This is a genomic window from Micromonospora sp. NPDC005305 (assembly GCF_040607315.1).
In the GTDB taxonomy this organism is placed as follows: Bacteria; Actinomycetota; Actinomycetes; order Mycobacteriales; family Micromonosporaceae; genus Micromonospora.
Genome location: NZ_JBEXGL010000003.1, coordinates 55375 through 67807, shown reverse-complemented (window position 1 = coordinate 67807; position 12433 = coordinate 55375). Strand labels below are relative to the sequence as shown.

The following is a 12433-nucleotide window of genomic DNA, read 5'->3' as shown; positions in this document are numbered from 1 at the left end:
AACTCGCTCAACGCGGTGGCTTGCGCTCTGTCGTCAGTCCATGCGCCAGGAGTCAGCTGGCAGCACGCGGATGGTCCCTGAGAAGCAGGAGCTGGATCCATCCGTCAGCTGGCCCTCCTCGTGCACCCGACTGCCCTCGTACGATCCTTCGGCGACGCGGCCGTTCATGACCACGGCGCCGGTCGACGTGTTGAGCGTGCCGCTCAGCTCCGCCAGATACGTGTTTCCCACCCGCCAGTTGAACTCGACATGCAGCACGTCGTCGGTCGCCCGAAGACTTATGAGTCGAGTCTCGAGCGGTTCAGGAATGCCGTTTGGGCCCTTCGCTGTTCCTTGCCACACGCCGACTCCGACCTCGCACTTCTCGAACGTCCAGATGCGCGGGGCCGCGTTCGGGCCGGCGAGCGCGGGCTGGGACAACGCGACGGGGATGGTGGCGGCGAGCGCCGCCACGGAGAGCCAGCGGCGGACAGAGCGTTGGAGTCTCATCGTCATCCCCTCCTCGAAGCGCCACTGTTTCGTGACGATTTCTTGAAACATAGGCGCTGCAGCCATGACCGGAATCGGGGAAACCCCTTGTCATTCCGCGCGCACGTGTCCCAACTGTCGGGCCAACTCGGTGCGGGAACGGACGCCGAGCTCGCGGTAGACCCGGGTGAGCACAGCCTCGACCGTCTTCGGGCTCAGGAACAGCTGAGCGGCGATCTCTTGGTTCGTCGCTCCCGCAGCTGCACGTTCGGCGACGGCGCGTTCGCCGCTGGTGAGGCCGCCGCCACGGGCGCCTGCTGCTCGAACGAGCTCATTCTCGACGCGCTCGGCCCAGACGGACGCCCCAGCCGTCGAGAAGATGTCCAGTGCCTGGTTCAGCGACTCGCGGGCGGACGCCTTCTGGCGGGTTCGGCGGCGCGCGATGCCGAGCGCGAGCAGTGTCCGGGCCCGTTCGAGCGGCATGTCCAGTCCGTCCATTAGGTGCAGCGACTGGTGCAGGCTGTCCAATGCTCGTTTGAGGTCGCCGCGACGGGCATGGATGAGGCTGTCGCAGCGGGCGGCGATCGCCTGGCAGCCTCGCAGGTTCAGCCGGTCGGCCTGCTCCCAGAGTTTGGCGGCGACGTGGCTCGCTTCCTCGACCCGGCCGTCCAGCGGCTGCCCGCCGGCACCGCCCAAAGAACGCTCACGCCTAACCTCGGTCTTTCGCTTGGCCGCCAGTCCATAGTTATTGTTCGATGAATTCGATTCGCGTGCTTGTCACTGTTGTAGGCATGTTGAGGGTCCGGCGCTCGGCCGGGTTCCTCCGTGTTGCTGGTTGGTGCGTGAGCTGCGGGGTTAGCCGGTGGGCCGAGGTAGTGCGGCGAGGTTGCTGAACGCGCTGGTCAGGGCGTCGGTCCAGGGCCAGTTGGCCGCGATGGCGAGGCGGGTCTGGCGGGCGGTGCGGGTGATCCGGGCGGCGACGTGCAGCAGCCGGTAGCGCAGTCTCTTGGGTTCGGCGGTGGCCAGCCCGCCGTCCAGGAGCAGGGTTTGGGTCCAGGCGAGCAGGTCGATGCCGGTCAGGGCGAGTTGCAGCCAGGCCTGGTTGATCGCGAACGCCCGGGACGGGAACCGGCCGAAGCCGGTGTTCTTGCCGCAGCGGATGCGGTTCTCGACGCGGGCGTGGGCCCGGTGCCGGGCCTCCAGGAATTGGATGCTGCCGTTGCCGGCCGGGGTGTCGGTGGCAACGACCTGATGCCGCCAGCCTTCGATGGTGTCGCACAGCGGCAGCTGGGCACCGGGATGCGGGCGTTCCCGATGGACGAGGAACCTCGTGCCGTCCGGCCAGCCGGCGGCGTCGAACAGGCCGGTGATCTCGCAGACCTCGGCATGGTCACGCAGATCGCCGCCGGTGTCGATGGCGGGGATCCAGCCGGTCGCGGCCCGGATCGCTTCCCGGACCGGTTCGGTGATCGCGGCGCCGACACTGAATCGGGTGTCGAGGTGCTGCTCGCGCAAGGATCGGATGTGGGCGAGGAAGCCGTGGCTGGAACCGGCCGAGTCCGAACGCAGCAGGATCGGGGTGCCATGCCGATGAACGTCGGGGATCTGGGCCAAGGCCTGGTCGAAGACGGTGATGTGGTCGGTGGTGGTGTTGGAACGGGCCCGGCCTTCACGCAGCAACCCAGCCAAAGCTTCGCCGGTGTTGTCCAGAAAGCACAGCAGCGGATGGAACCCGAACGTCTTCTTCCAGGTGCGGGTCGCTGACTCCTTCTCGGAATGACAGATCACGATGGTCGCGTCGATGTCCAGGACCAGGCCATCGACCGGCTGGCCGGCCACCATCGGCTGCGGCAGGTCGCCGCGGACCTCGGCGTGCTGGGCCCACGCGACCTCGTGACCGGTTCGGTGGGCGGGCGGGGGTGCCGGTGGGGGTAGCCGATGTCGAGATCGGCTCGGGGTGGACGGCATCAGAGCTTCTCCGCTGTGTTGCAGTGGCAGGGGGCAGGCCTCAAAGAACGAGAGGTGGCTCTTCGCGGGCAGCCGAGCTGGCCTGCCCGCGAAGAGCCGCCGGCGGTATGGCAGGGGTCAGTGGTAGGGGCACAGCAGGAGGCGAAGCGCTGCCGCTGCCTGGGCGGGGACAACACCGTTGCCGAGGACGCGAAGCGCGGCGGTGCGGGGAAGGCCGAGCGAGGGGTCCGTGACCCAGTGCGCGGGTAGCCCCATGAGCCACTCCACGAACGGGGGCGCAAGAACCGTCTTGCCGTAGCGGCCGGGTTGGGTGGGCGCCGGAACGGGCCGCCCGGTCAGCAGTTCCCAGCGAGCGATAGCGGGGGCGTAGATCCCCCATGTGGTCTCGTCGAGCGTTCCGAGGTTGCCGGTGGTGAGCTCGGCGAGGGTGGTACGCAGGTCCGGGCCGCCGTGGCCGTGGCGGCCAGGGCCACGGGCGTCGGAGGCCCGTGGTGTCGGAAGCCGCACGGCGGCAGATGGCAGGGTGAGGTCGCCGTGGGATCCCCGTTGTCCGGGGCAGCCTTTCTGTCCATCGGTGGCCCGCGGAGTGGGCAGAAGCACCTGTGACAGTGGCGGCCGGAATCCGTTACCGGCGTGGCGGCCGGGCGTGCCGGTGTCGCTCGCCCGTGGGGTCGGCAGAAGGTCGTGGCGGTTGCCGTGGGGCTCGATGACGTCTGGCAGCCCGTACTGGTGGCCCGGTCCCTTGCCGTCACGGGCGCAGGGTGTGGGAAGTGTCCGCATCCTCTCCCCCGCCTCTGATGGTGGCGACCTTCTTATCTGGACAGTTGAGGTGCCACTGATTCTGTGGACGGCTCGGTGAACCCCTACGTTGTCCAGCGTGCGTGTGACGAAGGTTGTTGATGCCCCGGTCGGGCAGCCGGGTGTGGAGTTGGTCGACGACGCTGGCGTGCCCATTGCCGAAGTGGCCGGGTTCCTCCGCTTGTTGACGGTGCGTGACTATTCGCCGAATACGGTCCGTGCCTATGCGCATGACTTGCAGAAGCTGTTCCAGTTTCTGCACGAGCGCGGCTTGACGGTCGAGGAGTTCAAGCCTGCGCTGGCGGTGAGTTTCATCGAGTGGTTGCGGACCCGTTCGTCGGGCCGTAAGGCCCAACGGCTGGATCTCGGGTTGACCGCCGGGAACGGCCGGTTGTTGGCGGCCAAGACCTGCAACCGTGTGCTGGCTGCGGTGTCGTCGTTCTTCGAGTACCTGATCAGCGTCGAACGGTACGGCGGTGCCGATAATCCGATCGTGACTATCTCCGACCAGGCAGCGGCTCGGGTTCCGGGCCGTCCTCGCACGCCGTTGGTGACGTCGCGTCCGCAGCGGCCGGTGCGTCGGGCCTTGCGAATCAAGACGGTGGAGTCGCTGCCACGACCGATGTCCGACGACACCTATGTCGCCTTGCTGGGCGTGCTGCGCAACCGGCGGGACCGCGCGTTGCTGGAGATGATGTGGGAAGGCGGCCTGCGGCCAGGAGAGGTCCTCGGCCTGCGGCTGGACGACATCTCCTACGGACGTCGGCGAATCGTGGTCCGCCACCGGACCGATCACCCGGCGGGGGTGCGGCAGAAATCCCGCCGGGACCGGACCGTCGACCTGCTGGAAAGCCGGGCCTTGCCGGCCGTCAGCGATTACGTCATGCACGAACGCCCCGCTGACGCAGACACCGGCTATGTGTTCCTCGTCGGCGGTCGCGGCCGACGACGATTGGAGCCGTTGAGCTACGACGGTCTGGTGCGCATGTTCGCCCGGGCCGCCCGGCGTGCTGGCGTCCGCGACGCCTGGCTGACACCGCATGCGCTGCGCCACACGCACGCGACCCGCATGTTCGAGGGCGGAATGCGGGATCTGACCCTGATGACCCGGCTCGGGCACGCCAGCCCCGACTCGACCAAGATCTACACCCGGGTCAGTGATCCCGATGTGGTCAAGGACTACCGGGCCGCGATCGGGGACACCGCACCGTGAGCGGAGCCGTTCTGCGCCTACCGGCGTCACCGCCACCGCGCCTGGTCGGTGGTCCACGCCATTGTCCGGCCGAGGAGTACGAGTCGTTCGTCGAGCACAGCGGCATCTACAGCCAGGATCGCAAGATCCGGCTACATCGCCGACATGTCCGCTTCCTGCGCCAGTTCCCCGAGCTTGATAGCTGGTTCGACCAGCCGCTGCGGCAGCGGCTCGGGTGGCGCAACAAGGACACCCAGACCCGGCGTCGCGGCCCCGGGGTTGACTTTGACGTCACCGCCGGCTGGATCAACTACAACGCCCGCGACTACCTGATCTACCTGGCCCTTACCGGCCGACTGCGGCTGGACTGGGGCTGGCTGCTCGGCATCGGTGTGATCAAACCGTGGTCGATCGCCGACCAGCTCGGCCTGCCACTGACCGCCCAGGTCGACCAGCTACGCGAGCAGGTGACCGCGCTGGGACACAACCCCGACAGCAGCACGTTCCGGGTGTCCAGGACCGTGATGCGATTGGTGCTGCACCGCGGCGACCCGGACCTGCACGCGGTCACCGCCGACGATGTCGAGGAATTGAGGGCGACGATCCGCACCCTTGACCAGGTCCCCGGCATCGACGAGGTCCTCAGCCCACGGCACCTCACGACGATCAAGAACGCGTGGGGCACCAATGTGTTCCGCACCGGGATCGCGCTGTTCCACGCCGGGATCACCGACCGGCTGCCACAACGCCTGGACCGTAAACCATTGCCGCCGCTGAGCCCGGAGCCGCGAATCGCCGCGGTGATGGACCGCTACCTGGTCGAACGAGCTCTCATCGTGCGGCCCGACTCCATGAGCTCGACCCGGGCCGCGATGCGACGCTTGGGCATCTGGCTGGCCCAGCAACGCCCGGCTGTGGAGAACCTGGCCGAACTGACTCGCGCCGACCTGCTGGACTTCATGACGTGGCTGGGCGGGCAGCGCAAAGTCAAGCACCCCGAGCAGCCGCTCAGCGACGTCTACCGCCGCAGCATTGTCTCCGAAGTCACCGTGTTCTTCCGCTACGGAGCCCACGCCGAGTGGACCGACATGCCCGCTCGCCCGGTACTGACCCGAATGGACGTTCCACGGGCGGTCCAGCGCGTCCCACGGTTGATCCCGGCCCACCAACTTGAACCGCTGATGACCGCGATCCGCGCCGTCGAGTGCCCGCTGCAACGGTGTGCGCTGCTGGTCGCCCGGTGGAGCGGCGCACGCCGCGGAGAGATCCGCCGGCTGCACCTCGACTGCCTCGACACCTACCCCGACGGCACCCCGCGGCTGCGGCTCGCCGCCGGCAAATCGCTCAAAGAACGCACCGTGCCGATCCACCCCGAAGCTGCCGAAGCGATCCGCCGTCTCCATGAACTGCGCGCCGGACACCAGGACCGCGGCATCCACGACAGAGACACCGGCATGACTGTGCGCTACCTGTTTCTCAACAACGGTCGGCTCGCCGATGTCGAATACCTGTTCGCGGTGCCGCTCGGACGCATCTGCGACGAACTCGGCATCCTCAACGCCGAAGGCAAGCCCGCCATCCACGCCCACCGGTTCCGGCACACGCTGGGCACCCAACTAGCCGAGAAAGGCGCCCGCACCCAGACGATCATGAAGATCCTCGGGCACCTCAGCGCGGGCATGTCCATGACCTACTCGCAGATCTCCGACCCGGTCGTGCTGGCCGACTACCAGGCCGTCCTGCAGCCTGGAGCGGCTATCGCCGGCCCACTGGCGGACACTCTGCGCCGCGGCCAACTCGACCAGACCGCACTCGACTGGCTCCAGACCAACTTCTACAAGACCGAACTTGAACTCGGACGCTGCCTGCGCCTGCCTCAGGAAGGGCCGTGCGAATGTGACCTCTACCTGAGCTGCCCTAAGTTCGTCACCACACCTCAGTACATCCCCCGGCTAGAAGACCGGCTGCACACCGAAGAGCAACTCATCGCCGACGCCACCGAACGTGGCTGGGCCCGAGAGATCGAACGACACCGCTGCATCGCGGACCGCATCCGCAGCCTGCTGCAGGAACTCAACACGTCTCGCCCGTGAGCGAGCTTCCCGTCCCTACCAGCCCAACCAGGAGGAATCGACCAATGACGCAAACCGAGTCACCGCTGGAAGACCGCAATGCGCCCGGCTCACCCAGCAGGAACACAGACGACTGGCTGGTAGACGCCCGGACCTCCTACGACACGGTCGCCGACAGCTACGCCAACTTCGTACGCGACGCCCTCGCCACGGAGCCATACCTTCGTGCAAGTCTGGCGTTATTCGCTGAGCTGGTCCACGCCGCCGGCGACGGGCCGGTGGCGGACGTGGGCTGCGGGCCGGGACACGTCACCGCCCACCTGCACAAACTGGGCGTCGACGCCTTCGGCATCGACCTATCACCCGCGATGATCGACCTGGCTCGGCGCGACCACCCCGATCTGCGATTCGAAGTGGGCTCGATGACCGATCTGCAACTCGCCGACGCCTCGATTGCCGCCCTGCTTGCCTTCTGGTCATTGATCCACATACCCGATGACGCCGTCCCTTCGGTTTTGGGCCACTTCCACCGGGTGCTGCGTCCGGGCGGACCGCTGCTACTCGGCTTCCACGTGGGCGACGAGTCGAGGCTCAAGACACAGGGCTACGGCGGCCACCCCATGAATGTCTACGTTCACCGTCGCCAGCCCGACCGAGTCGCAGCGTGGCTACGCGACACCGGATTCACCATCAAGGCCCACCTGCTAATCGGCCCCGACACTGACGCTCCCGGGGCCATCCTCATCGCAGTCCGCCAGCCCTGACCAGGCCAACAACCCGGTCGGACCGCAATGCTGGCGACGAGCCAGCGCTGCTGTGATCTGCACCACTGCTACCACTGTCTGTCCAGATAAAGCAGGAACAGCCGGTCGCGTCGGTGGGCGGCGCCGATGTCGGATGCGCGTAGGCATAGCCAGCTCGTGTCGTACCCGAGCGTGGCCAGGTCGGCGTGGACGACGTCGAGTCCGCGTCGGCGGAGGGCGGCCACATTTTCCACGAACACGAGTGGGGGTCGAAGGACGCGAAGGGCTGTAGTGATGTGGTGCCACAGGCTGGAGTGGGGTCCGGTGATGCCGGCGCGTTTGCCGGCGTTGGAGATGTCCTGGCAGGGGAAGCCTGCGGTGAGGACGTCGACGGGTGGGACGCGGGTCCAGTCGACGGCGCGGATGTCGCCGAGGTTGGGCACGTCGGGCCAGTGGTGGGCGAGGACGGTGCGGGCGTGCCGGTCGGTTTCGGCGTACCAGGTGAGGCGGCCGCCGAGCACCAGTTCGATGGCCAAGTCGAGGCCGCCGTATCCGGTGCATAGCGATCCGATCCGCGGCCCGGGAGCGTGGTCACTCACGCCACCTCCCGCGCACCGGTGCGGACGTTGGCGCGCAGCGGGGGTCGTCAGTCATCGGCGACCTCCGCGGGTAGTTCCGGCCGGCGGAAGATCAGCACGTCCTCGTGGGTGATCAGGTGCAGCGGGGTGCCGGTGGTGCGGGCCTTGCGCACGGCTTGGAGTTGGAAGAACGAGGGCCGGGCGACGAGCCGCCCGTCGCGGACCGCGACGAGGAGCGCGACGCACCGCTCGGTCGGGATGAGGCCCGCCCGGATACCAGCGGCGATGACCGCGCTGGGCAGGTCTACGAGCTGGCCGTTCTTGCGCCACGGACGGGCGGTGACCACGACGGTGCCGCCGGGGCGCAGCAGCACCGCACACCCGGACAGGATCTGCTCGAACCCGTCGGTGAGGCCGGTGAGGTCCCGGTAGGCGAGGTTTCCCTTGTCGGTGCCGTCGTTGTAGACGTTGTCGAACTTCGCCACCCCGTCGGCGCCGGGTCGGACGAGGCCGTGAACGGTAGGCCCGTACGGCGGTGAGGTGACGACCAGGGCGACCTGCCCCGCGAGGGCGGCGGGCAGCAGCGATCGCAGGCGGGTGGCGTCGCCGCGGACCACGGAGGCCCGGCCGCCGGCGCCCTGTTGCTGTGCGTGGGTGATGTTGGCGTCGGCGATGTTCGACCAGCGCGGCTCGTACTCCACCCCGATCGCGTCGCGGCCCGCGTGGATCGCTTCGACCAGGGTGGTGCCGATTCCGCACATCGGGTCGAGGACCAGGTCGCCGGGCTGGGTGTAGGCGGCGATGGCATGTGCGGCGATCGCGGGCAGCATCCGGGCGGGGTGTTTGACCGACTCGGCCACGTAGCGGCCGCAGCGCTGCACCGGCCCGGTCCGCTGGGCGGTCGCCCACACCGACAGGCCCTCCGGTCCGCCCGGCGCGCGGTGGCGTCCGCCGGTGTCGCGGTGGCGGCCCTCGTAGAGGCGGTGCTGGCCGTGGTGGGCGTCCTCGGCCGGGTTTGCCGGCTGGTTCGGGTCGGCGGGGAAGGGCAGGTGCTCAGCCACGGCGACCGCCTTCCGAGCGTGGGTTCCGCTGGGAGGTGGGCGCCTGGTGGTGGGTGAACACCAGCAGGTCCGCGTGCACCTGCAGGTGCGCCACCGTCCACGGCTGCTCGGCCCGTGTGGTGAGGGCGAGGAGTTCCTCGTCGGTGACGTGGTAGACGAACGCGTCGCCGCACGTGTCGGCGGTGACGGCGACGATGTGCTGCAGGTAGCCCAGCCCGACGGCGGCGGCCGCCTGCACGACGGGGGTGAAGTCCTGCGGGGCGGCCGGGCTGGCGGGGGCGGTGACGACGAGGATCAGGCAGCCGCCGGGACGCAGCAGCCGCGCGCACGCGGTCAACAGCCACGCCAGTCGGATGCGGTTGGTCGCGTCGGCGGTGTCGAGGGGCCAGCAGGCCACGACCAGGCTGGTCGCCTCCGCCAGGGACGCGCCGTCGGGTACAGGGACAGCCGGGTTGCTGGACGGGGGCAGGTCGGTGTCGGTGAGGTCGTCACCGAACCAGGCGCCCGAGTGCATCAGGTCGCTGTTGTCGGACTGGGCGGCCGGGTCGGTGCGGGTCGGCGGGCCGATGATCAGGCTGGACGCGTCGGTGAACCAGCCGGGGTGGTGCCGGCGCCCGCCCGTGGTGCAGGCGCTGGTGAGGGCGTGGTCCGTGGTGAGGTCGATGACCGCGTCGCCGGGGCGGCTGTAGGCGGCCACGAGCCGGTAGGCCAGCCGGGCGCCGATCGCGCGGCCGGTGTCGGCGTCGGTGCGGGCGGTGCGCCACACGGTGACCGGGACCGGCGGGTCACCGGCCACCAGGTCGATGAGGGTCGGGTCGACATGCGGGTCGACGGGGTGGGCGGGGTCGTGGTGGTGCTGCGGCGTGTGCTCGCTCATCTGGATGTCGGCTCCGCGCCGCGCGGGTAGTGCGCTGACACCCCCAAACCGGCGGTTGTGTGCTCTGACGAACGCCCCCAGTTCTCACAGCGGCTCGCAAGCGCTCACGGTCAGGCGTTCGTTGCGCTCACATCGCAGCGGCGGTGTAGCGGTACTGGGCTGGTGAGGGGGTCCCGAGCGCCCCGTCTGTTGGCTCCAGTGGCGTGCGCTCGCTCAACCCGGCCTGCGCAGGGCGGGGTGTGGCGTTCGGCTGCTGGGCGGTGGGGACATGCGGCGGCGCCCTCACCTGAGAGGGTGAGGGCGCCGCCGGGTGTTGCGAGTTCGCTTCGGGTGAAGCAGGGCCATTGCGGTGGACGCCTCAGGCGGCCGCCGCGGCTTCGCACACGAGGTGCGGTCGGCTAGTGGTGGTCCGGCCGGCGCGAGTGGCTGCTCGGTGTTCGGCTTGCGCCGCGAGGGTGGCGGCGGCGTGCGGGGAGGCGATGCCGGTGAGCAGACCCCTGTGCAGTGCGTCGGCGATGCGGGTGTCGATGCGGCCCAGCCGCATCCGCAGGGCGTTGACGGTGATGCCGAGTCCGGCGGCGATCGGCTCGATCGCCCGCCGCCCGAGCCGCACGTCGATGTAGGCCTGTTCGTCGTCCGGGTCGAGGATGCCCAGGCCGACGGCGCGGCGCACGAGCACGTCGGGGTGTCCGTAGGGCACCTTGGGGGTGCGGGGGCCGGGCAGGTGGTCGATGTCGGCGACCGAGGTGTACTCGCCGGCCTGCAGGCGCAGCCGGTGCCCGGCGCGCCACGCCACCCGGCACAGCGCCGCGTACGGGGCGTTCTGGGTCAGGTCGACGCGGTCGCGCAGGGCGGTGAGGAATCCGGTGAGGATCTCGGCGTCGATGTCGTCGGGGTCGCCGTCGTAGCCGGCGCACAACTGGCCGGCGTAGCGGCGCAGGGCGGGCATGGCCATCCCGACCGCGGCGATCACCCACGCCGGCCCGTCCAAGCGGGCCCGGCGGATCAGCTCCCGCCACACGCCGTCGCGTAGCGCGTATGCATGAGGGTGACGCAGGAGCCAGTCGCGCAGCGCCGGCAGTGTCATGACACCCGACCCAGTGGCGTTGGGCACGCTGCAGGCGTCCATGTCGAGCGTCAAGGGTGCTGGCTCGCCGGTCAAGGCGGTGAAGGCGGCGTCTGCGGCTGCGAGAGGCGAGGTTGGCCAATCGGTTGCGGCGGGCACGCTCATGTCACAACTCCCCCTGTCGAAGATGACCGCCGGTTCGGCAAGGCTGCGATGTCACGGCGGCGCGGCGGTACCGATTGGGCCACGGCCGTCACACAACCCGCTCACAGCGCAGGCCACGGCCCTGCGGGGCGGCGCCGGCACTCGTGACACCGCCACAGGCAGGCAACCCGAGCCATGTCGGTGGCGTTTGGATTTGTCAGTGCCGTTGAGCTGGGCTGTGACACAGGCCAGGCGGTGATGCCAGCGGCCGCCGAGGGCAGAGCCGTCGACAACCGGATGAATCGCGACGGGGTTGCCACCGGCCGGAGGTGACACTCACCGCCGCCCACGGCCGCTCACAACGACTCACATCCCGGCACCTGTGACATCGGGCGACCACGACGATGTCACCGGTGCCGCGTCTGGCGCGACGCGGCGTCGACGTCAGTGCCACCAGGACGTCACAAGGCCGATCTGACACCGAGACGTGAGGTCTGTCAGCGGCAGGATGAGAAGCATCGGTGACATCAGCGGCGATGGTCACAGGAGGTGTCGTCCGCGCCGTGTCATCGGCGCCTATCGCTAACTTGGGCGACCTTCTGTCAGTGGTGCTTCGTGTCTGACAGCCGTGCCTGACATCGCCACGACTCGACCAGGTGTCGCACGTCGGTCGCCCCTGGCCGACATCCGCCATCACATCGAGGCGGAGTCCAATCGGTGCGAGATGGAGTTGCTGTGTGCCGCTGTGAGTGGCGGTGATAACCGGGGGCGTTCGCCAGAGCACACAACCGGCGGTTTGGGGGTGCAGGACTTCTCGTCGCCCACGGCGTGGCGAGGATCCCGCCCGCCGCCGGGTCCGCACCTAGTCGGGCCGCCCGCCGTGCCGGCCGCCTCGGGTGCCGCGCAGTGCTTGGTGCGCTGACACCTCATCGAACACCCGCTACCCGACAAGGGAGGAAGGGCTCCTCCCGGGGACGGTCTGGTTCGCCGCGCGTGCCGTCCGCGGGCCCGGCGGCGGTCTCCCGTGACCATCCGCTAGCACCCCGCCGCGTCCCCGGACGTCGGCGGGGCCGGAGGTGAAAGAGTCATGTCCCGTATTTCGGCACGTCTTCGTGCTCTCACCAACGCCCACGTCCTCCGCCGCCTCGTCACGGTGGCCGTCACGATCGTCCTGGTCGTGGCGGCGCCGGCCGCCGCGCACGCCGATCCCGGTGCGCCGGCGATCGTGGCGGTGAACTCGCTGCCGGTGGTCATCGCCAATCTGCGGGCCTGGCTGATCGGCATCCTCGCCGCGCTGGCCACCTTGTTCCTCGTCCTGGCTGGGGTCTACTGGGCCACCGCAGGCGGTGACCCGGCGCAGGTCGAGCGGGCCAAGGGCGCACTGAAGAACGCCCTGGTCGGCTACGGCCTGGCCGTCCTCGCCCCTGTCCTGCTGCAGGTCGTCCAAGGCATCGTCGGGGGCTGAC

At 69.3% G+C, this 12433-nt stretch carries 11 protein-coding genes and 1 pseudogene; 4 read left to right on the top strand and 8 right to left on the bottom strand.

Translation table 11 applies throughout. From position 1 onward, the window contains the following. Positions 1 to 33 precede the first annotated feature (33 nt). The 4 genes and pseudogenes from ABZS80_RS06325 to ABZS80_RS06310 form a co-directional block, all read right to left on the bottom strand. Positions 34 to 555: a hypothetical protein gene (locus ABZS80_RS06325; RefSeq protein WP_355054733.1), complete on the bottom strand. Its 522-nt coding sequence runs from the start codon at positions 553 to 555 to the stop codon at positions 34 to 36. Between the two features lie 24 nt (positions 556 to 579). Beyond that, the gene (locus ABZS80_RS06320; protein WP_355054732.1) at positions 580 to 1164 is read right to left on the bottom strand and encodes a helix-turn-helix transcriptional regulator; all 585 of its coding nucleotides are present in this window, start codon (positions 1162 to 1164) and stop codon (positions 580 to 582) included. Between the two features lie 159 nt (positions 1165 to 1323). Beyond that, positions 1324 to 2361, bottom strand: a pseudogene (locus ABZS80_RS06315) (IS1380 family transposase); the annotation flags it as partial. Between the two features lie 192 nt (positions 2362 to 2553). After that, positions 2554 to 2943 carry a hypothetical protein gene (locus tag ABZS80_RS06310; protein ID WP_355054731.1) on the bottom strand — a complete coding sequence of 130 codons (390 nt, stop codon included), beginning with the start codon at positions 2941 to 2943 and terminating at the stop codon, positions 2554 to 2556. A gap of 370 nt (positions 2944 to 3313) precedes the next feature. Between ABZS80_RS06310 and ABZS80_RS06305 the strand changes: the two genes are divergently transcribed. The 3 genes from ABZS80_RS06305 to ABZS80_RS06295 are packed head-to-tail and all read left to right on the top strand — an operon-like array spanning position 3314 to position 7262. Beyond that, positions 3314 to 4447, top strand: a complete 1134-nt coding sequence (locus ABZS80_RS06305; protein WP_355054730.1) for a tyrosine-type recombinase/integrase — start codon at positions 3314 to 3316, stop codon at positions 4445 to 4447. Further along, positions 4444 to 6519 carry a tyrosine-type recombinase/integrase gene (locus ABZS80_RS06300; protein WP_355054729.1) on the top strand — a complete coding sequence of 692 codons (2076 nt, stop codon included), beginning with the start codon at positions 4444 to 4446 and terminating at the stop codon, positions 6517 to 6519. The genes ABZS80_RS06305 and ABZS80_RS06300 overlap by 4 nt, the downstream gene beginning before the upstream one ends. A 44-nt stretch (positions 6520 to 6563) precedes the next feature. Further along, positions 6564 to 7262: a class I SAM-dependent methyltransferase gene (locus ABZS80_RS06295; RefSeq protein WP_355054728.1), complete on the top strand. Its 699-nt coding sequence runs from the start codon at positions 6564 to 6566 to the stop codon at positions 7260 to 7262. 68 nt (positions 7263 to 7330) lie between these two features. Here the strand turns inward: ABZS80_RS06295 and dcm are convergent, their stop codons facing one another. The 4 genes from dcm to ABZS80_RS06275 form a co-directional block, all read right to left on the bottom strand. Further along, positions 7331 to 7840 (bottom strand): DNA (cytosine-5-)-methyltransferase, encoded by a 510-nt coding sequence (gene dcm / locus ABZS80_RS06290; protein ID WP_355054727.1) that lies wholly within the window; start codon positions 7838 to 7840, stop codon positions 7331 to 7333. A 47-nt stretch (positions 7841 to 7887) separates the two neighbouring features. Next, the gene (locus ABZS80_RS06285) at positions 7888 to 8880 is read right to left on the bottom strand and encodes a DNA methyltransferase (protein ID WP_355054726.1); all 993 of its coding nucleotides are present in this window, start codon (positions 8878 to 8880) and stop codon (positions 7888 to 7890) included. Further along, positions 8873 to 9757, bottom strand: coding sequence for a hypothetical protein (locus ABZS80_RS06280; RefSeq protein ID WP_355054725.1), 885 nt, complete (start codon positions 9755 to 9757; stop codon positions 8873 to 8875). The genes ABZS80_RS06285 and ABZS80_RS06280 overlap by 8 nt, the downstream gene beginning before the upstream one ends. Positions 9758 to 10115: 358 nt before the next feature. Next, on the bottom strand, positions 10116 to 10988 hold the full coding sequence (locus tag ABZS80_RS06275; RefSeq protein WP_355054724.1) for a hypothetical protein: 873 nt from the start codon (positions 10986 to 10988) through the stop codon (positions 10116 to 10118). Positions 10989 to 12054: 1066 nt separating this feature from the next. On the opposite strand from ABZS80_RS06275, the gene ABZS80_RS06270 reads away from it, so the two are divergent. Further along, positions 12055 to 12432 carry a pilin gene (locus tag ABZS80_RS06270; RefSeq protein ID WP_355054723.1) on the top strand — a complete coding sequence of 126 codons (378 nt, stop codon included), beginning with the start codon at positions 12055 to 12057 and terminating at the stop codon, positions 12430 to 12432. Position 12433 lies beyond the last annotated feature (1 nt).

Bases quoted from the DNA above. Each gene is read 5' to 3' on its own strand.
- ABZS80_RS06295 (WP_355054728.1), top strand. From the start codon at position 6,564: ATGACGCAAACCGAGTCACCGCTGGAAGACCGCAATGCGCCCGGCTCA.
- ABZS80_RS06270 (WP_355054723.1), top strand. From the start codon at position 12,055: ATGTCCCGTATTTCGGCACGTCTTCGTGCTCTCACCAACGCCCACGTC.
- ABZS80_RS06325 (WP_355054733.1), bottom strand. From the start codon at position 555: ATGGCTGCAGCGCCTATGTTTCAAGAAATCGTCACGAAACAGTGGCGC.
- ABZS80_RS06275 (WP_355054724.1), bottom strand. From the start codon at position 10,988: ATGAGCGTGCCCGCCGCAACCGATTGGCCAACCTCGCCTCTCGCAGCC.
- ABZS80_RS06280 (WP_355054725.1), bottom strand. From the start codon at position 9,757: ATGAGCGAGCACACGCCGCAGCACCACCACGACCCCGCCCACCCCGTC.